This is a genomic window from Mesorhizobium sp. P2_E6 (assembly GCF_056403835.1).
The window spans coordinates 453,963-478,088 of record NZ_JBFUEQ010000006.1 but is presented as its reverse complement, the minus strand read 5'-3'; the positions used below and the strand labels follow the sequence as shown (position 1 = coordinate 478,088).

Annotated in this window: 25 protein-coding genes; 7 read left to right on the top strand and 18 right to left on the bottom strand. The window is 64.1% G+C overall.

The window, feature by feature from the left end; translation table 11 throughout:
• Positions 1-34: 34 nt before the first annotated feature.
• The 4 genes from prmC to AC1D08_RS18250 all read right to left on the bottom strand — a co-directional run bounded on the left by prmC (position 35) and on the right by AC1D08_RS18250 (position 5,603).
• Positions 35-913 (bottom strand): peptide chain release factor N(5)-glutamine methyltransferase, encoded by an 879-nt coding sequence (gene prmC / locus AC1D08_RS18265; RefSeq protein WP_457155173.1) that lies wholly within the window; start codon positions 911-913, stop codon positions 35-37.
• Positions 906-1,985, bottom strand: coding sequence for a peptide chain release factor 1 (prfA, locus tag AC1D08_RS18260; protein ID WP_457155174.1), 1,080 nt, complete (start codon positions 1,983-1,985; stop codon positions 906-908). Before prfA ends, prmC begins: the two co-directional genes overlap by 8 nt.
• A gap of 10 nt (positions 1,986-1,995) precedes the next feature.
• Positions 1,996-4,266, bottom strand: coding sequence for a phosphoenolpyruvate--protein phosphotransferase (gene ptsP, locus AC1D08_RS18255; RefSeq protein ID WP_477299737.1), 2,271 nt, complete (start codon positions 4,264-4,266; stop codon positions 1,996-1,998).
• Positions 4,267-4,349: 83 nt separating this feature from the next.
• Positions 4,350-5,603 (bottom strand): aspartate kinase, encoded by a 1,254-nt coding sequence (locus AC1D08_RS18250; protein ID WP_457150474.1) that lies wholly within the window; start codon positions 5,601-5,603, stop codon positions 4,350-4,352.
• 232 nt (positions 5,604-5,835) lie between these two features.
• Here AC1D08_RS18250 and AC1D08_RS18245 point away from each other — a divergent pair, with 232 nt between their 5' ends.
• Positions 5,836-7,716: a CHASE3 domain-containing protein gene (locus AC1D08_RS18245; protein WP_457150475.1), complete on the top strand. Its 1,881-nt coding sequence runs from the start codon at positions 5,836-5,838 to the stop codon at positions 7,714-7,716.
• Positions 7,717-7,794: 78 nt separating this feature from the next.
• On the opposite strand, the gene AC1D08_RS18240 is transcribed toward AC1D08_RS18245, so the two are convergent.
• Positions 7,795-10,026 (bottom strand): diguanylate cyclase, encoded by a 2,232-nt coding sequence (locus tag AC1D08_RS18240; RefSeq protein WP_477423693.1) that lies wholly within the window; start codon positions 10,024-10,026, stop codon positions 7,795-7,797.
• Between the two features lie 145 nt (positions 10,027-10,171).
• Entirely contained in the window at positions 10,172-10,741 is a 570-nt protein-coding gene (locus AC1D08_RS18235; RefSeq protein WP_457150477.1) for a putative glycolipid-binding domain-containing protein, read from the bottom strand.
• A gap of 184 nt (positions 10,742-10,925) precedes the next feature.
• Between AC1D08_RS18235 and ubiG the strand changes: the two genes are divergently transcribed.
• The gene (ubiG, locus tag AC1D08_RS18230) at positions 10,926-11,675 is read left to right on the top strand and encodes a bifunctional 2-polyprenyl-6-hydroxyphenol methylase/3-demethylubiquinol 3-O-methyltransferase UbiG (RefSeq protein ID WP_111548894.1); all 750 of its coding nucleotides are present in this window, start codon (positions 10,926-10,928) and stop codon (positions 11,673-11,675) included.
• Positions 11,676-11,734: 59 nt separating this feature from the next.
• Here the strand turns inward: ubiG and AC1D08_RS18225 are convergent, their stop codons facing one another.
• Positions 11,735-12,250, bottom strand: a complete 516-nt coding sequence (locus AC1D08_RS18225; RefSeq protein WP_457150478.1) for a flavin reductase family protein — start codon at positions 12,248-12,250, stop codon at positions 11,735-11,737.
• 153 nt (positions 12,251-12,403) lie between these two features.
• Positions 12,404-13,294 carry a DMT family transporter gene (locus tag AC1D08_RS18220; RefSeq protein ID WP_457150497.1) on the bottom strand — a complete coding sequence of 297 codons (891 nt, stop codon included), beginning with the start codon at positions 13,292-13,294 and terminating at the stop codon, positions 12,404-12,406.
• A gap of 97 nt (positions 13,295-13,391) precedes the next feature.
• Between AC1D08_RS18220 and AC1D08_RS18215 the strand changes: the two genes are divergently transcribed.
• A complete protein-coding gene (locus tag AC1D08_RS18215) occupies positions 13,392-13,877 on the top strand; it encodes a MarR family winged helix-turn-helix transcriptional regulator (protein ID WP_457150479.1) in 486 nt (161 codons plus the stop codon).
• 62 nt (positions 13,878-13,939) lie between these two features.
• Here the strand turns inward: AC1D08_RS18215 and AC1D08_RS18210 are convergent, their stop codons facing one another.
• The 5 genes from AC1D08_RS18210 to AC1D08_RS18190 form a co-directional block, all read right to left on the bottom strand.
• Positions 13,940-14,530 (bottom strand): hypothetical protein, encoded by a 591-nt coding sequence (locus tag AC1D08_RS18210; RefSeq protein WP_457150480.1) that lies wholly within the window; start codon positions 14,528-14,530, stop codon positions 13,940-13,942.
• A gap of 122 nt (positions 14,531-14,652) precedes the next feature.
• Positions 14,653-15,078, bottom strand: a complete 426-nt coding sequence (locus tag AC1D08_RS18205) for a DUF1178 family protein (RefSeq protein ID WP_457150481.1) — start codon at positions 15,076-15,078, stop codon at positions 14,653-14,655.
• Complete coding sequence (locus AC1D08_RS18200) at positions 15,075-15,941, bottom strand: carbon-nitrogen hydrolase family protein (protein WP_457150482.1); 867 nt, start codon at positions 15,939-15,941, stop codon at positions 15,075-15,077. Before AC1D08_RS18200 ends, AC1D08_RS18205 begins: the two co-directional genes overlap by 4 nt.
• 12 nt (positions 15,942-15,953) lie before the next feature.
• Positions 15,954-16,223, bottom strand: coding sequence for a glutaredoxin 3 (gene grxC, locus AC1D08_RS18195; protein WP_457150483.1), 270 nt, complete (start codon positions 16,221-16,223; stop codon positions 15,954-15,956).
• A gap of 27 nt (positions 16,224-16,250) precedes the next feature.
• Positions 16,251-17,051 (bottom strand): ComF family protein, encoded by an 801-nt coding sequence (locus AC1D08_RS18190; protein ID WP_457150484.1) that lies wholly within the window; start codon positions 17,049-17,051, stop codon positions 16,251-16,253.
• A 64-nt stretch (positions 17,052-17,115) separates the two neighbouring features.
• Between AC1D08_RS18190 and AC1D08_RS18185 the strand changes: the two genes are divergently transcribed.
• Positions 17,116-17,988, top strand: coding sequence for a methyltransferase domain-containing protein (locus AC1D08_RS18185; RefSeq protein WP_457150485.1), 873 nt, complete (start codon positions 17,116-17,118; stop codon positions 17,986-17,988).
• A gap of 28 nt (positions 17,989-18,016) precedes the next feature.
• Here AC1D08_RS18185 and AC1D08_RS18180 read toward each other — a convergent pair whose 3' ends face one another.
• From AC1D08_RS18180 to argJ, 5 genes are all read right to left on the bottom strand, one after another.
• Entirely contained in the window at positions 18,017-18,196 is a 180-nt protein-coding gene (locus AC1D08_RS18180; RefSeq protein ID WP_457150486.1) for a Flp family type IVb pilin, read from the bottom strand.
• Between the two features lie 109 nt (positions 18,197-18,305).
• A complete protein-coding gene (locus AC1D08_RS18175) occupies positions 18,306-18,623 on the bottom strand; it encodes a hypothetical protein (protein WP_477423689.1) in 318 nt (105 codons plus the stop codon).
• Between the two features lie 127 nt (positions 18,624-18,750).
• On the bottom strand, positions 18,751-19,173 hold the full coding sequence (locus tag AC1D08_RS18170; protein ID WP_378983720.1) for a (deoxy)nucleoside triphosphate pyrophosphohydrolase: 423 nt from the start codon (positions 19,171-19,173) through the stop codon (positions 18,751-18,753).
• Between the two features lie 8 nt (positions 19,174-19,181).
• Positions 19,182-19,934: a GNAT family N-acetyltransferase gene (locus tag AC1D08_RS18165; RefSeq protein ID WP_477228434.1), complete on the bottom strand. Its 753-nt coding sequence runs from the start codon at positions 19,932-19,934 to the stop codon at positions 19,182-19,184.
• Between the two features lie 29 nt (positions 19,935-19,963).
• Positions 19,964-21,205, bottom strand: coding sequence for a bifunctional glutamate N-acetyltransferase/amino-acid acetyltransferase ArgJ (gene argJ / locus AC1D08_RS18160; RefSeq protein ID WP_457150489.1), 1,242 nt, complete (start codon positions 21,203-21,205; stop codon positions 19,964-19,966).
• Positions 21,206-21,371: 166 nt separating this feature from the next.
• Here argJ and AC1D08_RS18155 point away from each other — a divergent pair, with 166 nt between their 5' ends.
• From AC1D08_RS18155 to AC1D08_RS18145, 3 genes are all read left to right on the top strand, one after another.
• Positions 21,372-22,601 (top strand): caspase family protein, encoded by a 1,230-nt coding sequence (locus AC1D08_RS18155; RefSeq protein WP_457150490.1) that lies wholly within the window; start codon positions 21,372-21,374, stop codon positions 22,599-22,601.
• Positions 22,602-22,957: 356 nt separating this feature from the next.
• Complete coding sequence (locus AC1D08_RS18150) at positions 22,958-23,224, top strand: hypothetical protein (protein ID WP_457150491.1); 267 nt, start codon at positions 22,958-22,960, stop codon at positions 23,222-23,224.
• A gap of 297 nt (positions 23,225-23,521) precedes the next feature.
• Complete coding sequence (locus AC1D08_RS18145) at positions 23,522-24,121, top strand: TetR/AcrR family transcriptional regulator (RefSeq protein ID WP_457150492.1); 600 nt, start codon at positions 23,522-23,524, stop codon at positions 24,119-24,121.
• The last annotated feature ends 5 nt before the right edge of the window (positions 24,122-24,126 follow it).

Sequence of the window (24,126 nt, the reverse complement as noted above, 5' to 3'; positions counted from 1 at the left end):
CCCCGGCATTGCCAAGCGCTTTTTTTGCACTGCGTCAAGGCTTTGTCCTTTTAAAGACAAGAACCCTGTCGTTTCCACCAAGGTCCTGAAATGCACCGCCCGGCAGGTAGCAGGCTACGGCGAATATTCCCAAGACCTCGTTGTGCTGCGTGTGGCCGATCTCGACCGCAATCCTGCCTTCAGCTTCCAAAAACCTTGCCGCCTCCGCGGCGATGATCCTGTAGGGGTTCAGACCGTCCTCGCCACCATCCAAGGCCAAGCGCGGATCGAAATTGCGGACTTCGTCCTGCAGATTTCCAATGTCTTCAGACCGTATATAGGGAGGGTTTGCGGCAATTACATGGTACCGGCCGGAAACTTTTTCGAACCAGTCCGACTGGAGCGCTGTGAATCGGCCTGCGAGGCCCAGTTGCCTTGCATTGCGGGTCGCCGTCGCCAGCGCGCCCGCGGACATATCGACGCCAGTGGCGATCGCGGCCGGCACGGCGCTGAGCAGCGCCAGCGCGATGGCGCCGGTGCCGGTGCCAAGATCGAGGATGCGGCATTCGCCTTCCCGCACTGCCACTGCCCTGACGAAAGGCAGCATCGCCTCGACCAGCGTTTCGGTATCCGGCCGCGGCTCCAGCGTTTCCGGCGACAGCGACAGGCGCAAACCATAGAATTCACGATAGCCGAGGATGCGATGCACCGGCTCGCCGCCGGCGCGCCGTCTCAAGGCATCAACAATTGCCGCAATGGCGCTTCCGTCGATCTTGCGGTTGGGATCGGCAATCGCCTGCGTGCGCGTCGTGCCGGAAAAATGTTCGACGATCAGCCTCGAATCGAGCGCCGGATCGTCGACGGCGGCAGCGGCGAGCCGAGCCTGCGCCTGCCGCAGCAGCGGCCCCAGCGCCTCGGGCAGTCGATCAGCCATCGATGCCGATGTCGGCGAGCAGCTTCGACTGGTGATCGGCGATCAGCGAGTCGATCACTTCGTCGAGTTCGCCCATCATCACCCGGTCGAGCTTGTACAGCGTCAGGTTGATGCGGTGGTCGGTGACGCGGCCTTGCGGGAAATTGTAGGTGCGAATGCGCTCGGAACGGTCGCCGGAGCCGACTTGCGACTTGCGCGATTCGGAGCGCTCCTCGTCCGCCTTGCTGCGCTCCAGGTCATAGAGGCGGGCGCGCAGGATCTGCATCGCCTTGGCGCGATTCTGGTGCTGCGACTTTTCCGCCTGCACCACCATGATGCCGGTCGGCAGATGGGTGATGCGCACAGCCGAATCGGTGGTGTTGACGTGCTGGCCGCCCGAGCCCGAGGCGCGCATGGTGTCGATGCGGATGTCTTCGGCCCTGATGTCGATGTCGACCTCTTCGGCTTCCGGCAGCACGGCGACCGTGGCGGCCGAGGTGTGGATGCGCCCGCTCGCCTCGGTCGCCGGCACGCGCTGCACGCGGTGCACACCGGATTCGAATTTCAGATGCGCAAAGACGCCCTTGCCGGAGATCGTGGCGATGATTTCCTTGTAGCCGCCGGCATCGCCATCGCTGGCCGACACCGTCTCGAAACGCCAGCCGCGCTCGGCGGCGTAGCGCTCATACATGCGAAACAGGTCGCCGGCGAATAGCGCGGCCTCGTCGCCGCCGGTGCCGGCACGGATTTCGAGAATGGCGTTCTTGTCGTCGGCGGCATCCTTGGGCAGCAACAGGATCTGAATGTCCTTTTGCAGCGCCTCGATGCGCTCCTCGACCCCCGGCAGGTCGGCCTCCGCCAAGGCCCGCATTTCGGCGTCGGTACCCTTATCGGCAAGCATGGCTTCAAGATCGGCCTGCTCATGCTCGGCCGAGCGCAGCGCCCTGACCTTGGCCACCATGTCCTGGATCTCGGCATATTCCGACGCCATCCGCACATAGGCATCCGGCGCTGGGCCAGCCGACATCTGCGCTTCGAGCATCTCGAAACGCTTGACGACTTGATCCATACGATCGCGGGGCAAATTGACCATGATGAGGATGCTACAATGGGATCGAACGGTCGTCGGCAAAGGCCTGCAGCAGCGCCCGCATCGGCAGCCCCTGCGCCGGCGCCATCAGATTGTCTTTGAAGAACGCCTCCAACTCATCCAGCGGCAGTTCCGTCAGCATCGCCTTGACCGGGCCGATCGAGGCCGGGGACATCGAGATCGAGCGGAAGCCGAGACCGATCAGCGCCATCGCCGAGATCGGCTTGCCAGCGAGTTCGCCGCACAGGGTTACCGGCGTGTGGTTGCGGATGCCGGCATCGGCGATCTGCTTCAGGACGCGCAGGAACGGCGCCGACAGCGTATCGAACCGGTTGGCCAATTGCGTGTTGCCGCGGTCGACGGCCATGACGAACTGGAACAGATCGTTCGAACCGACCGAGACGAAGTCGACCGCTTTCATCAATTCGTCGAGCTGGAACAGAAGCGACGGCACTTCCAGCATCGCGCCCAGCTTGAGGCTGGTCGGCAAATGATGGGCAAAGCGCGACAGATGCCTGACCTCGCGATCGATGATCTCGCGCGCCTGGGCGATCTCGCCAAGCTCGGTCACCATCGGCAGCATCAGCTTGAGTTCACGTCCGCCACTGGCCTTGAGCAGAGCGCGGATCTGGGTGCGCAGCAGGCCCGGCCGGTCAAGCGTCAGGCGGATCGCCCGCCATCCGAGCGCCGGGTTCTCCTCCTGGATCGCTCCCTTGAAATAGGGCAGCACCTTGTCGCCGCCGATGTCGATGGTGCGGAAGGTCACCGGCTTGCCGCGCGCTGCCTCGAGCACGTCGCGGTAAAGCTTTTCCTGGGCCTCGGCGCGGGGAAATGTCGAGGCGACCATGAACTGCAGTTCGGTACGGAACAGACCGATGCCGGCCGCACCCGCCTCGGCAAGCTGTGGCAGGTCGACGGCAAGACCGGCATTCATCAACAAGTCGACCTGGACACCGTCCCTCGTCGTCGACGGCTTCTTGCGCAGCTCGCGATAGACCTCTTGCCGGCGCGCCCGGAAACGCACCTTTTCGGCATAGGCGGCTTCGAGGTCGGACTGAGGCCGCAAATGGATCACGCCCTCTTCGCCGTCGACGATGATGGCATCGCCGTTTTCCGCCATGGAAACGGCGCCCTTCATCTGGCCGGCGACAGGAATGCCCATGGCGCGCGCGACGATGACGACGTGGCTGGTGGCAGCACCGTCCTCGAGCACCAGCCCGCGCATCTTGTCGCGGGGATAGTCGAGCAACTCGGCGGCGCCCATCGAGCGGGCGACGATGATGGCATCCTTGGGCAGCGACGCCGCGACATCTTCCGGCCCGCGGCCCATCAGCTGGCGCAGCAGCCGGTTGGCGAGGTCGTCGAAATCGCTCATCCGCTCGCGCAGATAGGGATCGGTCATGTGCAGCATGCGGGCACGCATGTCGCTCTGCACCTTTTCCACGGCCGCTTCCGCCGTCAGGCCGTTGCGGATCGCCTCTTCCAGCCGGCGCACCCAGCCGCGGTCGTTGGCAAACATGCGATAGGCTTCCAGAACCTGGCGATGCTCGCCCTCGAAGGCGACGTCGCGGCGCTCCAGCATGTCGTCGATGGAGAGCCGGAGCGAGCCGAGCGAGGTCTCGAGCCGGCGAACCTCTTCCTCGCTGTCCTCGTTGAACAAATTGGTGACGACGATTCGCGGCTCGTGCAGCACGACATGGCCAAGCCCGACGCCGTCGTTGAAGGACAGGCCGGTGAAACTGACCGGACGGCGCAGGTCGAGTTCGAGGCCGGGTCGGGTCAGCCGCGCCAGATCGCCGGTGGCGATCATCTCGGCGATGACCATGGCCGTGGTTTCCAGCGCCTCGACCTCGTCGTCTCGGTAATGGCGCATCGTCTTGTTCTGCACGACCAGCACGCCCAGCGTGCGCCCTGCCCGCAGCACCGGCACGCCAAGGAAGGAATTGTAGATCTCTTCCCCGGTCTCCGGCAGGTAGGCGAAGGCCGGGTGTTCCTGGGCGTTGGAAAGGTTGAGTGGCCGCGCGCTGGCCGCGATCGTGCCGACCAGGCCTTGCCCCAGCCGTAGCTGCGCCAGGTGGACGGCGTTCGGGTTCAAACCTTCGGTGGCGTAGAGTTCGAGCACCGAATCGGCGCGCAGCACATAGAGCGAGCAGACTTCGGCGACCATGTTGGAGGCGATGTCGCGCACGATCCGGTCAAGCCGCTCCTGCGGCTCCAGCGGCTCCTGCATGAGCTCGCGGAGCCGTTTCAGCAAAACGCGCGGGCCACTGGCCTGATCACGCATCGCGGCTTCTTCTCCAATGGGCATTCTGCCCGCCGCAGTTTCCACTGCGACCGGCGCACAAGCAACAACTCAAATCGTTCTCGCTACTGCTTATCCAGACCGTAGACGGAATGCAAAGTACGAACCGCAAGTTCAGTGTACGGACCGTCGATCAGTATCGAAATCTTGATCTCGGAGGTCGTGATGGCGCGGATATTGATCGAACGGTCGGCCAGCGCCTTGAAAGCGGTGGCGGCGACGCCGGCATGGCTCCTCATGCCGATGCCGATGACCGAAACCTTCGACATGCCGGCTTCCGATTGCACGACATCGTAGCCGATCGAGGCTTTCAGGCGCTCGAGCACGGCCAGCGCCTTGTCGACATCGCCCGACGGCACGGTGAAGGTCATGTCGGTGAACTTGCCGTCCTCGGAAATGTTCTGGACGATCATGTCGACATTGATGTTGGCCTCGGCCAGCGGCCCGAAGATGCCGGCGGCGACGCCCGGCCGGTCGCCGACACGGCGCAGCGAAATCTGCGCTTCGTCCTTGGCATAGGCAATTCCGGTGACGACCTGCTGTTCCACGATCTCTTCCTCGTCGCAAATGAGCGTTCCGGGCGGATTGAGCAAATCCCCCATTCCGGGCGCATCGGGATCGTCGAAGGACGACCGCACGAAGGTACGCACCCTGTGCACCATGGCAAGCTCGACCGAACGCACCTGCAGAACCTTGGCGCCAAGCGAGGCCATTTCAAGCATTTCCTCGAACGAGATCTTGGCCAGCCGCCGCGCCTTCGGCTCGATGCGAGGATCGGTGGTGTAGACCCCGTCGACGTCGGTGTAGATGTCGCAACGATCGGCCTTGACCGCCGCGGCGATCGCCACAGCGCTTGTGTCGGAACCGCCGCGGCCAAGCGTGGCGATGCGATTGTCCGGGCCGATGCCCTGGAAGCCAGCGACCACCGCCACCTGGCCCTCGCCGAAACGCTTGATCAGGAAGGCGCCGTCGATGTCGAGGATGCGCGCCGCGCCGTGCGCATTGTCGGTCTTGATCGGGATCTGCCAGCCCTGCCAGGAACGGGCATGCACGCCCATGTTCTGCAAGGTGATCGCCAGAAGGCCGGCGGTGACCTGTTCGCCGGAAGCGACGACTGCATCATATTCGCGTGCGTCGTGCATCGGCGAGGCTTCGCGCGTCCAACCGACCAGTTCATTGGTCTTGCCGGCCATCGCCGAGACGACCACCGCCACCTCATGGCCGGCGTCGACTTCGCGTTTGACGTGACGCGCCACATTGCGGATGCGGGCGATGTCGGCGACGGAGGTTCCGCCGAATTTCATCACGATGCGCGCCATGGAAGCGAAATGCCTTTGACTGAAGCCGGACCCAGCCCAAAAGCGGAATCCCGAAAAGCGGAAGGCCAGCTGACGCCGGCCGCTGAATGCGCGGCCTCCTTAGCCAAATGATGAAGCTTTCGCAAGGCTAGCGGCGGATTGCCGACTTCAAGAAGATGGCATATTGCGTTCCGGTCCGCCGCCGCTTACGAAATGCTGCCCGCGGGAATTCCCATTTGGTTCGGCATAACAGATGATTGCTCGTCTTCGACGCGCCACCCGATGGCAATCGCTCCCGCTTTTCATCGGCTTCGCGGTGCTGGCGCTGATCGTCGGCACGCGCGCCGTGCTGGTCGAGAGCCAGCGGGCCAATCGCGCCGCCGCGCGTGAGACAATCGAATATCAGGAACTGCTTTCCGGGCTGCTTTCACTGGCGCAGGATGCCGAGAGCGGCCAGCGCGGCTATCTGCTGACCGGCGAGAAATCCTACCTCGAACCCTATCGGAAGGCGGTCGAGGCAATCCCGGGGCAACTCGCCCGTATCGACACCATGACAGCCTCGGACGACCAGCTCGCCCCGCAGGTCAGTCACATCAAGGATGCGCTTGCGCAAAAGCAGGCGGAGCTGTCCGAAACGATCGCCCTCTATGACAAGGGTGACGCGGCGAAGGCGCTGGAGATGGTCCGCAGCGGTCAGGGCAAGGCCGCCATGGACGAGATCCGGACCAGCATGGATACGATCCGGCGCATCGGCGCCGCCGCCGTCGCCGAGCGTGACGAGCACACGGACCAGGTCGAGACCTGGCTGCGCATCGGCTCGCTGGCGGCCCTGCTGGCGATCTTTCTGCTCGGCACCTTCACCATCCGCGAATCCCGACGCCGCTACCGCGAGGTGGCCGTCGCCCAGGATGAGCTGACGCGCAAGAACGTCGCGCTCGGCAATGAGATCCAGACACGCGAAAAGGCTGAATCCCAGATCCGCCAGATGCAGAAGATGGAGGCAGTCGGTCAGCTGACAGGCGGTATCGCCCACGACTTCAACAATATGCTGGCGGTCATCATCAGCGCCATGAACCTCGCCCAGCGCAAGCTGGAGCGCGGCGAGCACGACATCGCAAAATTCATCGAAGCGGCGATCGACGCGGCAAACCGGGCGGCAAATCTGACAGCCAGGCTGCTCGCATTCTCACGCCAGCAGCCGCTGGCGCCGCAGATCGTCGATACCAACCGCCTGCTGACCGGAATGTCCGACCTGCTTCGGCGGGCGCTCGGCGAAACCATCCGGATCGAAACCGTGCTGGCGGGAGGCTTGTGGAAGACGCATGCCGACCCGAGCCAGATCGAGAACGCCATTCTCAACCTTGCCGTCAACGCGCGCGACGCCATGGGCGACGACGGCAAGCTGACCATCGAGACCGCCAACAGCCACCTCGACGACAGCTACGCAGCCACCCATGCCGAGGTCAAAGCCGGCCAGTATGTGATGGTCGCCGTCAGCGACACCGGGTCGGGCATGGCGCCCGACACCATGGCCAAGGCCTTCGAGCCCTTTTTCACCACCAAGCCGGTCAACAAGGGCACGGGCCTGGGGCTGAGCCAAGTGTATGGCTTCGTCAAACAGTCCGGCGGTCACGTCAAGATCTATTCCGAGCCCGGCGAAGGCACGACCATCAAGATCTATTTGCCGCGCTTCTTCGGACAGGAGGAGGTCGCCGTGCCGGTGGGGCGAGGCGACAACCCCATGGCTCCGGTCACCGAAACCATCCTTGTCGTCGAGGACGATGCACGCGTGCGCGCCTCAACCACGGATGCCCTGCGCGAGATCGGCTACACCGTCATCCATGTCGGTAGCGGCCAGGAAGCGCTGCAGACGCTGGCCGAAAACCCCGGCATCGCCCTTCTGTTCACCGATATCGTCATGCCGGTGATGAACGGCCGCAAGCTTGCGGAGGAAGCGGTCGCCCGCATGCCGCAGCTGAAGGTGATCTTTACCACGGGCTTCACCAGGAACGCCGTGGTCCACAACGGCGTGCTCGACCACGACGTGCACTTCCTGGCCAAGCCGTTCACCATCGAGCAACTGGCGGCGAAACTGCGCGACGTGCTGGACACGAAGCAGCCCGGCCCGGAATGATCCTGTCGTGATCGATGACGGCGACCTGTCCGGACGCAACCGCGTTTCTGGCTGGGTGCGACAGCGGGACGCCGGACCTCAAGCCAGGGTTTTGCTGGCCTTGGCCTGGTGCCGGTCGGCGGGGGCCTTGCCCAGCCCGACGACGACGCGGTCGCGCCCGTCCGCCTTTGCCTGATAGAGCGCGCGGTCCGCGGCGTTGACGATCTCCGCCCAGGAGGCGCCTAGCTCCGGAAAGGCAGCCACCCCGAATGACGCGGTGATGGTGCCAAGCGTGCGGCCGCGATGAGCGAGGTGAAGCTGCTTGATCGCTTTTCGCAGCGTCTCGGCGCGCTCGGCACCGTGCGCCAGCGACGTTGCCGGCATCATCAGGGCGAATTCCTCGCCGCCATAGCGTGACACCACGTCACTTTCCCGGGCGTGGTCGAGCAGCGTGCCGGCGACCTGCTTGAGGACGAGATCGCCGGCTTCATGGCCGAACGTGTCATTGAACTGCTTGAAATGATCGACATCGAGCATGATCATCGCCAGGGGCTGTTCCGCACGCTCCATGCGCCTCAGTTCGCGACTGCTTGTTTCCTCGAGATAGCGGCGGTTGTAGAGCCCGGTGTTGGGATCACGGATCGATTGTTGCCGCAGTGTTTCGCGCAGGCGCAAATTGGCGAGGGCCAAGGCCAGCGTATCGACGACGCCGCGCAGGATCTGCTGCCGCTCGGCCAGCCAATCCGGCTTGTCGGCGGCGTCTGGTTCGCACAGATGCACGATGCCAAGCGTCTCTCCCTGTGCCGCCAGAGGCATGCAGACATAACCGCGGCCGCCATTCTCGGTGATGTGGTTGCAGCGTGGTGTCAGCATGCCGGGGCCGGCAACATGCTCCTGGCCGCGCCGCAGCGCCCAGCAATCTTCCGGCGCAAATTGGCCAACGCTCGAACGGACCGCGCCCCAATACGCCATCTCCTCGACCAGATTGCGCGAGGCGCTGGTGAGGTGAACGGTTCCGCTCAATCCGCCAAAGAAGTCGGGCATGGCCGACCCGACGACGGAGAACGCCTCCTGGAAGGTGACGCAAGCCTGAAGCAGCTCGCCGAGTTTGACCAGGCGGGTGGTTGCCTGCGACGTCTCCTTCAGTTCGCGGTTCAGCGTCGCCAGTTCCTCGGCGCGATCGCTGACCGCTCGCTCGGCGCTGCGCAACTCTGCGATGTCGCTCAACGTCAGCACGATGCCGCCATCGGCGCGATTGAGCGGATTGCAGCTCGCAATGACCGGCAGGTGCGATCCATCGGGCTTCGCCAGCCGCACCTCGGCCTGATGCCGGCGGCCCGTGGTCAGCGCCAGTTCGATCGGGGACGTACCCTGCGCCAGCCTGTTTCCCGACAATCCCCTTATGTCGAGGACCGACGGCCAGTCCTGCCCCTCGATCTTGTCGTTGCGCAACCCGATGATCTCAGCGGCTGCCGGATTGACCGAGACGATCCGGCCCTTGCCGTCGATGACAGCAATGCCCTCGGCAACGGTACGGACGATATCCTCGATATAGGCCTTCTGCTCGACGAGCTGCCCACGCGAGGCTTCGAGCTCGGATGCCATCTGGTCGAACCCTTGTGCCAATTGGCCGAACTCATCATTGGAGGTGTTGCCGATTCGCGCCCCGGCGTCGCCGCGCGCCAGCGATTCGATGCCGCGGTTGAGGCCGGACAGACCGGCGCCAAAGCCGCGCAGCAAAAGGAAGGCCGAGATCGCCGAGATCAGCACGGCGGCTGCGGTGCTCAGGCCGACAAGCCAAAGCATGTTGTTGGTGCGCTGTTGCGCGGCGCGCAGCAGCGGCGTGTATTCGAACAGGACCGCGCCGACGATCTTGCCCGGGGCATCCTTGATCGGCACCGCGACCAGGTTGATCGCTTCGGACACGTCGGCGCTGCTTTCGACGAAGTCGCGCGGCTCGCCGTCATCGAGCGTACGGCCGATTTCATTGCCGCGATCATGGTCGAACGCGGTTCCGACGTTTTGTTCCTCACCTGGGATATCGGCCAGGATGATCTTGCCGCGATCGACCACGACGAGGTCGCGTTTCGAGCCGCTGTGCTGCGAAGTGACGAATTCACGCAGTGCCTCGGGTCTCTCGAACAACGGGCGTGGCGTATCGGCAGTCTTGAAGGCGATCGACGCCGCAAGTTGCCGTGCGACGCTTGTCGCCTCGGCCAGTGCGGCGGATCTGGTCAGCGACATCTGGGAGACTATTGCAATACCGCCCACCAGGCCGATCAAGACCGCTGCGCTCAGCAAAGTGGCGATAATCTGGGTCTTGATCCGCACCAAGCCACCCCATTCTAGGAAAGGCAATCTATATGCCGAATCCCCGTCGTGCTTCAGGAAACCGCCAACCTCGTAAATTTCATGTTAAGGAAGCCCTATCAACCACTGTCGCTGGGACAGACACCTTGCACCCAGGGATGCTGCGTCAGCCTGGCTGCGCGACGGCTCTCCACAGGCCGGGATAATCGACGACGAAGCCGTGCGGCGACACGTCGAGGACCTCGTCATAGCCGAACATGGGCGCGGCATAGGCATAGCGAACCGTGTCGAGACGCCGGTAGGTCTGATCGAGGCGCACCAGCCTGAGTTCGGGGAAGGTCAGGTAGGCGGCCGGGGCGGGCGTCGCCTCCCCGATGCCGAGGTCGAACCGACGGATCGCCAGCAGATTCGATGCCGGCGTGAAGCCAAGATCGACGTCGACAAGCCAGGCGACGCCCTGTTGGGCTTCGCCGTTCAGCATCCACTGGCCGCTGGACCTTCGTTCGATCGCGTAGTGCAGCTTGCCGGTGCCGAAAAAGCCGTCGACCCGCGCTGATCGTGTGCGCCAGCCGGCATCGCAAATCACCTCATAGGCAAGGCAGCATGGCTGGCCGTCCTGGACGAAGATGGCCTCGCCCCTGAGGCTCTGCCCGCCGTCGGTCGGCGAAAGCAGGCAGGCGTCGTGGCCTTCCACGTCCAGCCGGCGCCAAAGGATGGAAGCCGTCATTGGTGCCATCGTCAACTCCCTCGCCTTCAAAACGATGCCCTGTCCTTCGCCTGCCTGGCCAATTGTGTTTCACCCGCGGCACCCGGCAACTGACATGCCCTGACAGAATGCATCGCCCTGGCGGCGGGGGAAAATTGTTGCCTTGACATTCGCCGCCCCACGCCCGACTTCCTAGCACTTGAGGAGACAACCGATGCCAGAGCCCCGACGATCGACGATCGATGCCGGAGAAGTGGAGCGCTTTTCCGCTCTTGCCGCCGAATGGTGGAATCCGAACGGCAAGTTTCGCCCGCTGCACAAGTTCAATCCGGTCCGGCTCTCCTATATCCGCGACCAGATAGCGACACGCTTCGGCCGCGACCCGCGCGCGGCACGGCCCTTCGAGGGCCTGCGCATCCTCGACATCGGCTGCGGCGGCGGGCTTCTGTGCGAGCCGATGGCGCGGCTTGGCGCCGAGGTGGTCGGAGCGGATGCCTCCGAAACGAACATCGAAGTGGCGAAGCTGCACGCGGCCGAGGGCAATGTGAGCGTCGACTACCGCGCCACGACGGCCGAGGATCTGGCCGACGCCGGAGAGAAATTCGACGTCATCCTCAACATGGAAGTGGTCGAGCACGTCGCCGACATCGACCTGTTCGTCGCCAAATGCGGCGAAATGGTCCGGCCCGGCGGCATCATGTTCGTGGCCACCATCAACCGCACGCTGAAAGCGCTCGGACTGGCCATCATCGGCGCCGAATATGTGCTGCGCTGGCTGCCGCGCGGCACCCACCAGTTCGGCAAGCTGGTGCGCCCGGAAGAACTCGAAAAGGCGCTTGGCGGCGCCGGCTTGAGCATCATCGACCGCACCGGCGTCACCTACAATCCGCTCGCCGACCGCTGGGCGCGCTCCAAGGACATGGACGTCAACTACATGGTGCTGGCGGAAAAAGGCTCGGTCTGATCCACCGGACGCGCAGGAACGTCGTTTGCAGGCCGGCATCACCTGAATATCAGCACATCCTAGGCGTCGAGCGGCCTGTAACCGCCCCGCCAGTAGATCAGCGCCTGCCCGGCATCGCTGGTGCGCACGGCCTCGACCGTGCCGATGACGATGGAATGCGAGCCTCGATCGATCATCTCGTCGAGGCTGCAGTCGAAGGCGGCCACTGCATCGCAAAGCAATGAAGCTCCGGTCTTCAGCGTCATCCATTCGGCGCCCTCGTAGCGGTCGTTGCCTTTGATGCCGCCAAAGCCGGAGAACCGCTCGGCGACGCGATGATGCTGGGGTCCGAGCGAATTGACGCCGAAATGGCGGTAGCGTTCGATCAGCGGCCAGGTCGACGACGATCGGTTGACGCAGGCGATCACCTTGGGAGGCTCGGCCGACAGCGAGACGACCGAAATGACCACCAGGCCGGAGCGATCCTCGCCGACGCCGGCGGTGATGACGCTGACATTGCCGACGATCAGCCGCATCGCGGCTCGAAAATCCGCGACGCCGACAGGAGTTCCCTCCGGAACCTTTGATTCAGTCATGGCTGGCTCCTCGATGTCCCGGACAGCGGAAACGGCTTTTCGGAAAAGACCACGCTCAAACAAGAAGATAAAGCGAATCCAGGACAAATTCGGGTGAGCCCGCTCCCGGCGCCATGGCAGCCGGCATGACGCATGCCACTCGGCCGAGGCCGCTTACGCTTTCTGGCTTTGTGCCTTGGTGGTGATGAAGACGCCGGCAGTGATGATGACCGCGCCAGCCCAGGTCAGCAGCTGATAATGTTCGCCGAGGAAGACCGTGCCGGCAAACAGCCCGACCGCCGCTGCGACATAGCCGATCTGGCTGAGATAGACGGGGCCGCCGACCGACTGCAGGCGGAAGAAGAAGGCGAACATCGCCGACGCCGACGCGGCCTGGGCGACGACGACCAGTGGCACGCCGCCGAGCGGGGCGAAGGCCCCAGCGCCGAACAGGGCGAGAATGCCGACAAACAGCATCGCCGCCGACGCCAGGTGGCTGCCAACCGCAAGCTCGATCGGACCGGTGCCTTCCGGCCAGTCCACCGTGCGGTAGATGTTGCCGGCGGCAAGGCTGACCGGGATGAGCAGGCCCATCACCACCCAGAACAAATCGGCCGGCTGGCCGGCCTCGCCGCGCGTCACCGCCACCATGACCGCGCCGACGAAGCCGACAGCGATGCCGACGATGCCCAGCATGTTGGGACGCCGGACCCGCAGCACGATCGAGAACACCAGCGTGAGGACCGGCGACAGCGTGAACATGATGCCGGTGTAGCCGGCGCCAAGATGCGGAATGGCCGAGAACATCATCAGGTTCGGGACGGCATAGGACACCGCCGCGGTGATGAAGAAATAGCGCAATTTGCGAGCGGTGAGCCGGATGCGCTGGCCGCGCAGCAGCAGGGCGAACAGCAGCACGCCGCCGGCGCCGAGCGAGATGACGAAGGCCCAGACCATGGCCGGAACACCGGCAGCCGTGGCGAGCTTGCCGAACGGCAGCGTCAGGCCGAGCAGGCCACCGGTGATCACCAGCAGGCCGAGCGCCGAATCCCAGAGAAATTTCATCATCGAGCCCCGTCATGCGCGGCTCTTGGCCGGCAATGCATCTTGAGGTAAGATAATGGAAAGATTCTTAACGTCAAGATATATGATGGTGAGACAGTTGGACAGGGCAGCAAGAGCGATCGAGCAATGGAAGCGGGAGCGGCCGGATCTGGATGTCTCGCCGATGGCGGTGCTCGGGCGGCTGAACGAGGCCTCCTCGCTGATCGCCCGCGAGCGCCTCGCGCCGCTCTTTGCCCGCTTTGGGCTGCAGCCCGGGGAGTTCGACGTGCTGGCGACGCTGCGCCGCGCGGGATCACCCTACGCGCTGACGCCGACCGCTCTCTATGAAGCGACGATGGTGACGTCGGGCGCCATGACCAACCGGCTCGACCGGCTCGAAACGTCCGGATTGATCCTGCGCGGGCCGCACCCCAACGATCGGCGCGGCATTGTCGTGCGGCTGACCGAAAAGGGTCTTGCGCTGATCGACGAGGCTGTCAGCGCCCACGTTGCCAACGAGCATGAGATCCTCGCGAGCTTGACGCCGGCGGAACGGGAAACGCTGTCACGGCTGCTTGAGAAATTGATCGGCAGCGTGAGTTGACCTGCTATTTGTGGCGATCTGGGACGCATCGGCCACCTTGGACGTGAATGCACCAAGGACGGTCAGCTCGGTGGCTCGGAAGCGCTTCCGCCTGCCTGTCGTTTTGCGCTCCCGCGCCGCCTCAGCCTTGCGAGAAAGACGATCATATCCGCAAACCAGCCCGGCGCGCCCAGATGGATCAGGGCATCCCGCGCTCCGGCAATCTCTCGCGTATTGAACGCTGTATTGGAATAATCAATGGCCCCCTCTTGCCGAGCTTCAACCCACCGGCGAATACTCGCCCCGTCCGGTAACTTGGCTGCGAAAGCCAGTTCGCGCCCCATACAGACCTCCTCTACCCTGGCGCGCGATCCCTCCTCGTAGCCAATTCCGCACTGATCGAGGCGCGCATGCGTGGCCTCATGCACGATGGCGCCAGCCACCTGTTCGATCGATGTGTGTTCGCCCATCACGAATCGTTCATCGAGCTCGCAAGTCGATGTCGATCCCACGAACTGCCCTGCGGCGCCGGAAATGGTTGTGATCCAAATTTGTTTGAGGTCTCGGACAACACGCCGATACCGAACTGGGTCAAAGTCTTGAACCAGTTGCAGTGCGGCGGCAACCTTGTCCGCATCCTTGCCGCCCTTGTCAGCGTCATAGATGATAAGCATTCCGCCGACTGTTCTCTTGTCGCTAGACCTTACGGCCAGCCGATCCAAAAAAACGCGAAGCGATGTTCTTGGAGCATGTCGCCGTTCGACCTTCCGGGACCGGCGCGAAGTCGTCATGGATTTCAGTGGCGGTCGTCCGGAAACACCGGGATCGGCATGAACTCGACGCCGTCCTCGGCCAAGCTCTTGGCCTCGTCCAGCGTCGCCTCGCCATAGATGCCGCGCGCGTCGCTTTCGCCGAAATGGATCTTGCGTGCTTCCTCGGCAAACTTGTCGCCGACATAGTCGGCATTCTCCCGCACCTTCTCGGCCATCGCCTTGAGCTGCGCCAGGGCCTGCTTCTGCGCCTCGCCCATGGCGAGCGCTATCGTTTCCTGCTTTCGTGCCGTGGACACGGCCGGCGCCATCAGGGCTTTTTGCACCTTGTGCGAGCCGCAGCTCGGGCAATCGACGAAACCGCGCTTCTTCTGGGTGTCGAAATCCTCGTTGCTCCGAAACCAGCCCTCGAATTCGTGGTCGTGCTCGCAAATCAGGGCAAAGCGGATCAAGAGGCCGCACCCCTGAGACGCGGCGCCTCGCCCACGCCGGCATTGACGGCGAAATCCCGCGCATTCTTGAGATTGGGGATCTTCTTGCGCACCGCGGCCGACTGCGCCGGATCGATCTCGGCAACGATCACCGCCGGCTCGTCATGCGCGGCTTCGGCGATGATGCGGCCCCACGGGTCGACGATCAGCGAATGGCCATAGGTCTCGCGGCCGTCCTCGTGCAGGCCGCCTTGCGCGGCGGCAACGACATAGGCGCCGTTCTCGATGGCCCGTGCCCTGAGCAGCACGTGCCAGTGCGCCTCGCCCGTCTGGCGGGTGAAGGCGGCGGGCACGGAAAGCAGGTCGGCGCCGGCCAGCGCCTCGGCGCGGAACAATTGCGGAAAGCGCAGATCGTAGCAAACGGCGAACCCCAGTTTCGCGCCTGCGATCTCGGTCACGACAGCCTCGGTGCCCGGCTCGTAGGCGGCGGATTCGCGCCAGCTCTCGCCATTGTCGAGATCGACGTCGAACATGTGGATCTTGTCATAGGTGGCTAGCGTGGCGCCGTCCGGGCCGAACAGCAGCGCCCTGTTGGCGAGCTTGCCGTCGGCGCGCAGGATGGCGGTCGAGCCGATATGCAGGAAGACGCCAAGCTCGCTCGCCAGTTTGCGCGCGGTCGCCACCACGATATCCTTGTCCTCCGAGGTGAACGAGGCGGCACGCGCCTCCTTGTCGCGGATCAGCGCCCCGGTCATTTCCGGCGTCTGGATGTAGGTCGCACCTTGGCCGGCGGCTTCACGCACCAGCCGTTCGAGATCGACAGCGTTGCGCTCGGGGCTCTCGCCTGAACGCATCTGGATCGCAGCGGCCTTGAAAACACCCATCGTCATATCCCCTCAAATCGTTGCGCCGTTGGCGAGCATTTTGTCGAGCCGGCCTTCGGCTTCCAGCTCGTGGAGGTCATCGCAACCGCCGACATGCGTATCGCCGATGAAAATCTGCGGAAAGGTCGCGCGGCCGTGAGCGCGGGAAATCATTTCCTGGCGCAGTTCGGGCGAGAAGGAGGCGTCGTGCTCGGTAAAGGCGACGCCCTTGCGCTCGAGCAGCCGCTTGGCTGCCGTGCAATAGCCGCACATCATGCGGGTGTAGATGGTGACATCGGCCATGACGAATTTCCGCTGTTCGTTGCCGACTTATATAGTCGCGGACTCGTCCGCCCGAAAGTCCCCCGGCAACACACGCGCAAAGGTCAGCACGTCGACGGCACCGGCGCCACCTCTTTTCAGCGCCTTGGTTGCCGCCCGAACGGTGGCGCCCGTGGTGTAGACGTCGTCGATCAAAAGGACCCTGCGGCCGGCAATCTCGATCTCCGCCTCGGCGGGCACGCGAAAGGCGGCCCGTACATTCTCCTCGCGCTCCTGCCTCTCCAGCCCTACCTGCTGGCGGGTGAGTTTGACGCGCCGCACCGCCGAAGGCGCGAAGGGCAATTGGCTCAGCACGGAGACCGCCCTTGCCAGTTCCGCCGACTGGTTGAAGCGTCGCCTGAAAAAGCGCCGCCAGTGCAGCGGCACCGGCACCACCACATCCGCCTCGGCGATGAGATCGGCGCCGGCGCGCACCATCCAGCGCGCCATCCATGGCGCGAGATCCGTGCGATCCTGGTATTTCAGCCCTTGCACCATCTGGCGGGCGACGCCGGAATAGGCGACGGCGGCCCGCGCCCGCTCGAAGGGCGGCGGATCGGCGATCGCCTCGGCGGATAGAAAGCCCTCGCCCATATGGTGGGTGAACGGCGTGCCCATCACCGGGCACCATGGCCGTTCCAGCAGCCGCAATTTCGGCCAGCAGCCGCCACACAGGACGCCGGGCTGCGAGACATGCCGGCGACAGCCGGCGCAGACCGGCGGAAACAGGATGCGCGCCGGCCAGCCGAGGGCCGATCGGGCCAGGCTCTTGATCTCGATGGGCTTGATCTTGGGCATCGGATCGGCCACGTGGTTGGTCCTGCGCGCCACTATATGAACAATCTCAGAGCGTGGACAAACAAGGATTTGCCCGTTGCGGCCGATAATGGATATTTCGCTTTGGCTGGCGCACAAGCGGCGCGCGCTCGCCCATCCCGTTGACGGTTCCGATTTCCTCATGCGCCGCACGGCCGAGGACCTTGCCGATCGGCTGGCTGCCGTCGAGCGCCGGTTCGGCAAGGCCGCGGTGCTGTTTTGCCAGACGGCGGCGGCAGCCGAAATGCTCGCCGAGAGCGGCAAGGTCGCCGACATTGTCCGCGTCGAGACGGACGCGGCTTTCCTGAATGGCGGCGCCGGCTTGATTGCACCACTCGAAACCGTGCCGTTCGAACCGGAAAGCCTCGATCTGGCGGTCTCCCTTCTGTCGCTGCAGGCGATGAACGACATCCCCGGCATGCTGATCCAGATCCGCCGCGCGCTGCGGCCAGACGGGCTTTTCCTCGGCGCCTTTGCCGGCGCCGGCACGCTTTTCGAGCTGCGCGAAAGCCTGCTTGCGGCCGAGACCGAGCTCTATGGCGGCGCCAGCCCGCGTGTCATCCCGTTCACCGATGTGCGCGATGCCGGTGCGCTTCTGCAGCGTGCCGGTCTCGCTCTGCCGGTCGCCGATGTCGAGACGGTGACGGTGCGCTATGCCAGCCTGTTCGGTTTGATGGCGGATCTGCGGGCGATGGGCGAAACCAGTGCGCTCACCGATCGCAGCCGGCGGCCGGGCTCGCGCAAGCTGTTTGCCCGCGCGGCGGAAATCTACGCCGAACGCTTTTCCGACCCCGATGGCCGCGTGAGGGCAAGTTTCTCGATCGTCTGGATGTCCGGCTGGGCGCCCGACGCATCGCAGCAAAAACCGCTGAAGCCCGGGTCGGCCAAGGTCTCGCTGAAGACAATACTGGAGGCTCCCGACGGGCAATGAACCGGCCCCGCAGGCGCGGACGGCTACCTCAGGGCCCGAGGGCGTTGACAAGCCTGCTGGTATTGTCGCTGAACAGCCAGGTGATTGCGTTGAAAACCTGGCTGATGCCGCCAATGATGGTCAACGACAGCACACCGATGATCAGGGCATATTCGACAGCCGTTGCGCCGGTCTCGTCCTTCAGAAAACGAAGCAGCACTGCATTCATGACCTAAACCCCTCTGGCCAGAACCTTACCGCCGATCTGTTAAGAAAGGTTAACGGCAAAGGCTTAACAGGCGGTGAAACCGCCGCCCTTGTCGAATCTCTTAACCATGTCAGCAGTCGCCGCTGCTTCTGCCATTGGACCTGATGATGCAGACCGAACTGGGCTCCGGCTGCAGCACGCTGCGGCGCACCGTATAGGTTTCGCGATGGCTGACCGAGCCGGTGGCCATCATGTCGAGCCCGCTGGCAAAATCATCGCGGGCCGACAGCGAGCGTGTCTGGCTGTCGAGGAGAGGCGCGGCGATCAGCGCCAGCGCCACCGCGGCCGAACCGAACAGAAGCGTGATGCGCAAGATGCCCATGCCCGCGTCGGCGGCGCGAAAGGCGCGATCGGGCCGGATCGAGTCCCAATCCCTGTCCAGGTTCATTCTATCGCTCCCCAGCGAATCGGCGGCACGGCCACGAAACGACCATGCTTCACTTTTTCACGGCGAGATAAATCTTCCATTAACGCTGACTGATACAGCGCTTCGACACGGCAGGCGGAAGGCGTCCCTAGAGGAGATCGATCAGGAACGGGATCAGCGGCGCGTCCGCCGGCGGCATCGGATAGTCGCGCATCTGCTTTGGCCGCACCCATTTCAGCGCCTGCCCCTCCCTGGGTTGGGCGATACCGCGGAAGCGGCGGCAGATGAACAGCGGCATAAGCAGGTGGAAATCGTCATAGGAATGACTGGCGAAGGTGAGCGGCGCAAGGCAGGGAATGTCGGTCTCGATGCCGATTTCCTCGTGCAGTTCGCGGATGATGCATTGTTCCGGCGTCTCGCCGGGCTCGACCTTGCCACCGGGAAATTCCCACAGGCCGGCAAGTTGCTTGCCCTCGGGGCGCTGTGCCAGCAGCACCCGGCCATCGGCATCGACCAGCGCACAGGCGGCGACCAGCAGCAGGCGCTTGCCGGCGATCGTCACATCACTCATGCCCAATTTCACTCCTGAACAGGCGGCCGGCGATAGTGGTAGCGATAGACCTCGTCGAAGCCGAGCGATCGATAGAGTGCCAGCGCGGGCACATTGCCGGCCTCGACCTGCAGCCAGGCTTCGCGAGCGCCACGCAGCCGCGCCCATTTCAGCGCCGACAGGATCAGGTTGCGGCCGTGGCCCTTGTTGCGCGCCGACTTGTCGGTGGCGATCTCGAACAGGCCGGCAAGATCGCCATCGTGCACGCAGATCAGCGTCGCCAGCGGCTCGGCTCCGTCTTCGAGCGCGAACAGCCCGGCCTCGGGCTGGATGGCGCCGATGATCTCCGATAGGCCGGGTCGCAGCGATACGTCCGAACCGCTGACCTTGAGCGACGCGCCGATGAAGCGGCTGATGTCCTTCAGCGGGATCTGGTCCATGGCGGCATCGAGTTGCGCGTCGGCCAGCGGCAGCCGCATCACAAGCGACTCGTCGAATCGGCTCCAGCCCTCGCGGTCGAGATGACTGGCGAGACTGGGACCCGACAGCGGCGACATGCGGAACGTCAGCGGCCTGCCATAGGCATCGAAACGGCGGCTGGCACGGCCGATGCGGTCTGCGATATGCTGGGTGTCACCGGGATCGAGAGGATTGACCGAATTCAGCCGCTTGGCCGGATGGCCGGCGGTCAACCGCACCACCCAGGTGCCGTCATAGTGGACGGCCGCTGCCGGCCAGGCCCGAAAGCCGGCCGCCTCGTAGCGGCGGACGATCGCGAGCATGCTTGCCGGATGCCTGGAAGCCAAAGCCATCAGCTCCGATAGTCGCCATTGATGGCGACATATTCCTTGGTGAGATCGCAGGTCCACACCGTCGCCTTGCCGCGGCCGATGCCGATGTCGGCGCGGATGCGGATGTCGTCGCGCCTCATGTAGGCTGAGGTCGCTTCCTCCGAATAGCCTGGGTCGCGCTCGCCCTCATGCGCCAGCCGGTTGTCGCCGAACCAGATCGACAGCCGGTCGCGATCGGCGGGCTCGCCGGCCTTGCCGACCGCCATGACGACACGGCCCCAATTGGCGTCCTCGCCGGCGACCGCCGTCTTGACGAGCGGCGAATTGGCGATCGACAGCGCGATGCGCTTGGCCGACCGTGCCGATTTCGCGCCGGTGACCGTGACTTCGACCTGCTTGCGGGCGCCCTCGCCGTCGCGCACGACTTGCAGCGCCAGCGATTTCAGCACCTTGCCGAGTGCCCGACGAAACGCGCCAAGGCGCGCATCCTTCGCGTCGGTTATCTCTGGCGCACCGCGCTTTGCCGCCTTGCCGGTGGCGAAGATCAGCAGCGTGTCGCTGGTCGAGGTGTCGCTGTCGACGGTGACCGCGTTGAAGGTCTTGGCCGTGCCGCGCGACAACAGGTCCTGCAGGACGGGTGCGGCGATCGGCGCGTCGGTGGCGATGAAGGACAGCATCGTCGCCATGTCGGGCGCGATCATGCCGGCGCCCTTGGAGATGCCGTTGATGGTGACGTCGGTGTCGCCGAGCTTGACGATTGCGGTCGCGACTTTCGGATAGGTATCCGTGGTCATGATCGCCTTTGCCGCTTCGGTCCACAAATCAGGCTTGCCGTTGCTGACCAGTCCGGCCAGCAGATGGCTGAACTTGCCGGTGTCGAGCGGCTCGCCGATGACGCCGGTCGAAGCCAGGAAAACCTCGCTGGGCCTGCAGCCGGCGGCCTTGGCCGCGGCTTCGCCCGTCAGCGCCGTGGACTCGCGGCCCTTCTTGCCGGTGAAGGCGTTGGCGTTGCCGGAATTGACGATCAGCACCCGCGCCTTGCCGGCGCCGAGATTCTGCCGGCAGAAATCGACCGGCGCCGAGGGGCACTTCGATTTCGTGAACACGCCGGCGACCGCGGTGCCTTCATCGAACACCATGGTCAGCAGGTCCGTGCGGTTCTTGTATTTTATCCCCGCCTCGGCGGTGGCGATGCGCACCCCCTCGATGGCCGGCATCTTGGGGTATTTCTTCGGCGCAAGCGGCGAAATCGTCGTGGACATGGGGACCTCGGGCGGGAAAATCGCAAGGGAAGGCCGGTTTGCCCGATACGACGCGCGGGCGCAAGGGCGTTTTCGCTTGTCGCCAGGGGCGGAAACCCAATCGGAATTAAGCCTGCATTTCAAATCCGTTGGCATCGCCGGGGCCGATGACGTTATGATCTTCCCCATGGGCAGGCTTGCGATCCTCGCATGGGCGTTTCTGGGACTTTTGCTGCTGAGCGCCGATGCACAGCCGCAACGGCGCGTGGCGCTGGTCATCGGCAACGGCACCTATGCCGACGCCGGCACGCTGGCCAATCCGGTCAACGACGCGCTCGACATCGCCGACAAGCTGCACTCCATCGGTTTCGAGGTCATCGAAGGCAATGATCTCGGCAAACGGGAGCTCGAACGCAGCATCGGCGAGTTCTCCGATGCGCTCGAAGGCGCCGGCGTCGGGCTTTTCTACTATGCCGGCCACGGCTTGCAGGTCGAGGGGCGCAATTACATCGTGCCGGTCGACGCCAGGCTCGACATGCCGGTCAAGCTCCAACTCGAGGCCGTGCCGATCGACGAGGTCCTCGACATCATGGAACAGCAGACCAAGGTCAGCCTGGTGTTTCTCGATGCCTGCCGCAACAACCCGTTTGCCCGCAGCCTGAGCCGCACCGCCACCACCCGCTCGGCGACGGCGCTGGCCGGGTTGGCGCAGTTCGATTCGACGCGCGGCTCGTTCATTGCCTTCTCGACAGCACCTGGTGCGGTTGCCATGGACGGAAGCGGCCGCAACTCGCCCTTCGCCGAGGCCTTGCTGCGGCACATCGCCGAGCCCGGCCAGAGCATCAACGACATGATGATCGCGGTGCGCCGCGACGTGGTGTCGCAAACGCGCGAGGCGCAGCGCCCCTGGGAGCAGGGATCGCTGCTCGAGCGCTTCGAATTCGTCCCGGACGGACAGCCCGCCCAGCCGCAGAAACCGGCCGCGGCTCCGCCCCCCTCGACGGAAGTTGCAGCACTTGAACGATCCGTCGGTGACGACAAGGGCTCGATCGAGAAATTCCTGCGCCGCGATTATCTGGCGCCGGACACCAAGGCGATGAGCGAGACCGTCAAGCGGCTCTACGGCTCCTCCGCGACCATTTTCGGCACGCGCTACGACGCCGACGCCATCGCCAGGGTCAAGGCCGACTGGTTCGCGCAATGGGCCTCCTGGTCCCTTGGCCTGGAGCCCGGCAGCCTGGAGGTCACCCCGCATGGCGAGGATCGCGCCGAGGCCGTCTTTGCGATGCGCTACGACTATCTGCCGAAGGACAAGTCGGCGGCGCGCCTGACCGGCAAGGCACGCGTCACGCTTGGCCTGGTCAAGGCGGACGGCGGCTGGCGCATCGAGTCCGAGACATCTCAAGCGATGCAGTAGAGATCGGCGCAAAGCATGGAGCAGTTGTGTGGCAATCCGTTGCCTTGTCAAAATTGAAAACGAAGCCTCGATGTGGACCTTCGCGTCAATGCCTGTGGTCGGCGACTGGGTGCACATGCCATCTGGCGAGAGTCTGGCCATCTACGCGGTAACCGAGATAACGCATGTACCGCAGCCAGCCACAGCAAGCGCCGAGGAAGTGCCGCTCGTGTTTATCACTTTGGAAGGCGCAGGGGAGTAACATGCAGACCGGACCTAAAGGCCAAGGCTAACGGATGTCGGCCAAATACCTCCGAGATCGCTACGAGGTTGAACCGCTGAGGCTAAGGCCCGAGGATTCCACTCGCGACTTAGCCTTGATCGAAGCAGTCTCCTCTCTGGGAGTGCTGGGCGCTGTTTTCCATCTGATCAAAGAAGTGCCGGACCAATTCGATGACGAATATGTCGTTCTTGTCGATGCAAAAATCGTGGTCCAATTTGAAATGAAGCGGGTGGCTAGAGCTTCTCCAGAGGGAATAAAACTCTGGTTCCTAGCGGAATATCAACGCGAGATAGGACAGGGGCGAGCAAGAATCCTGCTGGACCGGGCCGCCGATGCCGCGCGTTCGATTATCTCAAATTGAGGCACTACCGCCGCTCGCGTTTCATGTCGATAGGAATTTTTTCTTGACCCAGTGAGGGCAACTATGCTACGTATTTGTCGATGGTGCTGATTTGCGCCAGTGACCCGCCGCCCAGGCGGGTTTTTGCTTTTTGATGCTCCGTCAACCAACACGCCGGCGAAGGTTTTTATGGAACCCGTTAACCCGGGATCGTTGCCCCTGCCGCCGCCACTGCCTCCAGCAGCTTGAAAACGGGGCGTTTCGTTTGATCGCGGGGTCGCGTATATTGCCGGCGAAATTATTGCGAGGACGACAGAAATGGGCGTAGACGTCGATCCGGCGCGCAAATCGATCGGCGCGCGGCGCAACCCAGACAGCGCCGATGCCATTCTCGAAGCCGCCGAGGCCGTGCTGGTCGAGGCCGGCTATGCCGGTTTCTCGATCGAGGCGGTGGCGCGGCGGGCTCGCGCCGGCAAGCCCACCATCTACCGCTGGTGGCCGAGCAAGGCCGCATTGCTGCTCGAAGTCTACCAGCGCCAGAAACGCGTCGATGTTCCCGATACCGGGCGGCTGGAGGAGGATCTCGTCGGCTTCCTGAAAAACCTGTTCGCCCACTGGCGCGAGACATCGTCCGGCAGCGTGTTCCGGTCGCTGATCGCCGAGGCGCAGTCGGATGACGCGGCGTCCGCGGCACTTGCCGGCTACGCACAGGGCCGAACGTCGCATACCGGCCAGATAATCGAACGCGCCAAGACGAGGGGCGAAATCGGCGTCGACATCGATTCGGCGCTGGTCGCCGACCTCGTCGCTTCTTTCGCCTGGAAGCATCTGTTGACCAACCGGCTCGACGAGGACGAAGCCACGATCCGCAAGACGGTCAGCTACGTGATGCGAGGCATAGCAGCGCCTGGAAAGTGAAAAAC

What these genes read in the sequence shown, in the direction of transcription:
- prmC (WP_457155173.1), bottom strand. Translation starts at nt 913, where the DNA reads ATGGCTGATCGACTGCCCGAGGCGCTGGGGCCGCTGCTGCGGCAGGCG.
- prfA (WP_457155174.1), bottom strand. Translation starts at nt 1,985, where the DNA reads ATGGTCAATTTGCCCCGCGATCGTATGGATCAAGTCGTCAAGCGTTTC.
- ptsP (WP_477299737.1), bottom strand. Translation starts at nt 4,266, where the DNA reads ATGCGTGATCAGGCCAGTGGCCCGCGCGTTTTGCTGAAACGGCTCCGC.
- AC1D08_RS18250 (WP_457150474.1), bottom strand. Translation starts at nt 5,603, where the DNA reads ATGGCGCGCATCGTGATGAAATTCGGCGGAACCTCCGTCGCCGACATC.
- AC1D08_RS18245 (WP_457150475.1), top strand. Translation starts at nt 5,836, where the DNA reads ATGATTGCTCGTCTTCGACGCGCCACCCGATGGCAATCGCTCCCGCTT.
- AC1D08_RS18235 (WP_457150477.1), bottom strand. Translation starts at nt 10,741, where the DNA reads ATGGCACCAATGACGGCTTCCATCCTTTGGCGCCGGCTGGACGTGGAA.
- ubiG (WP_111548894.1), top strand. Translation starts at nt 10,926, where the DNA reads ATGCCAGAGCCCCGACGATCGACGATCGATGCCGGAGAAGTGGAGCGC.
- AC1D08_RS18225 (WP_457150478.1), bottom strand. Translation starts at nt 12,250, where the DNA reads ATGACTGAATCAAAGGTTCCGGAGGGAACTCCTGTCGGCGTCGCGGAT.
- AC1D08_RS18220 (WP_457150497.1), bottom strand. Translation starts at nt 13,294, where the DNA reads ATGAAATTTCTCTGGGATTCGGCGCTCGGCCTGCTGGTGATCACCGGT.
- AC1D08_RS18210 (WP_457150480.1), bottom strand. Translation starts at nt 14,530, where the DNA reads ATGCTTATCATCTATGACGCTGACAAGGGCGGCAAGGATGCGGACAAG.
- AC1D08_RS18200 (WP_457150482.1), bottom strand. Translation starts at nt 15,941, where the DNA reads ATGGGTGTTTTCAAGGCCGCTGCGATCCAGATGCGTTCAGGCGAGAGC.
- grxC (WP_457150483.1), bottom strand. Translation starts at nt 16,223, where the DNA reads ATGGCCGATGTCACCATCTACACCCGCATGATGTGCGGCTATTGCACG.
- AC1D08_RS18180 (WP_457150486.1), bottom strand. Translation starts at nt 18,196, where the DNA reads ATGAATGCAGTGCTGCTTCGTTTTCTGAAGGACGAGACCGGCGCAACG.
- AC1D08_RS18175 (WP_477423689.1), bottom strand. Translation starts at nt 18,623, where the DNA reads ATGAACCTGGACAGGGATTGGGACTCGATCCGGCCCGATCGCGCCTTT.
- AC1D08_RS18170 (WP_378983720.1), bottom strand. Translation starts at nt 19,173, where the DNA reads ATGAGTGATGTGACGATCGCCGGCAAGCGCCTGCTGCTGGTCGCCGCC.
- AC1D08_RS18165 (WP_477228434.1), bottom strand. Translation starts at nt 19,934, where the DNA reads ATGCTCGCGATCGTCCGCCGCTACGAGGCGGCCGGCTTTCGGGCCTGG.
- argJ (WP_457150489.1), bottom strand. Translation starts at nt 21,205, where the DNA reads ATGTCCACGACGATTTCGCCGCTTGCGCCGAAGAAATACCCCAAGATG.
- AC1D08_RS18155 (WP_457150490.1), top strand. Translation starts at nt 21,372, where the DNA reads ATGGGCAGGCTTGCGATCCTCGCATGGGCGTTTCTGGGACTTTTGCTG.
- AC1D08_RS18145 (WP_457150492.1), top strand. Translation starts at nt 23,522, where the DNA reads ATGGGCGTAGACGTCGATCCGGCGCGCAAATCGATCGGCGCGCGGCGC.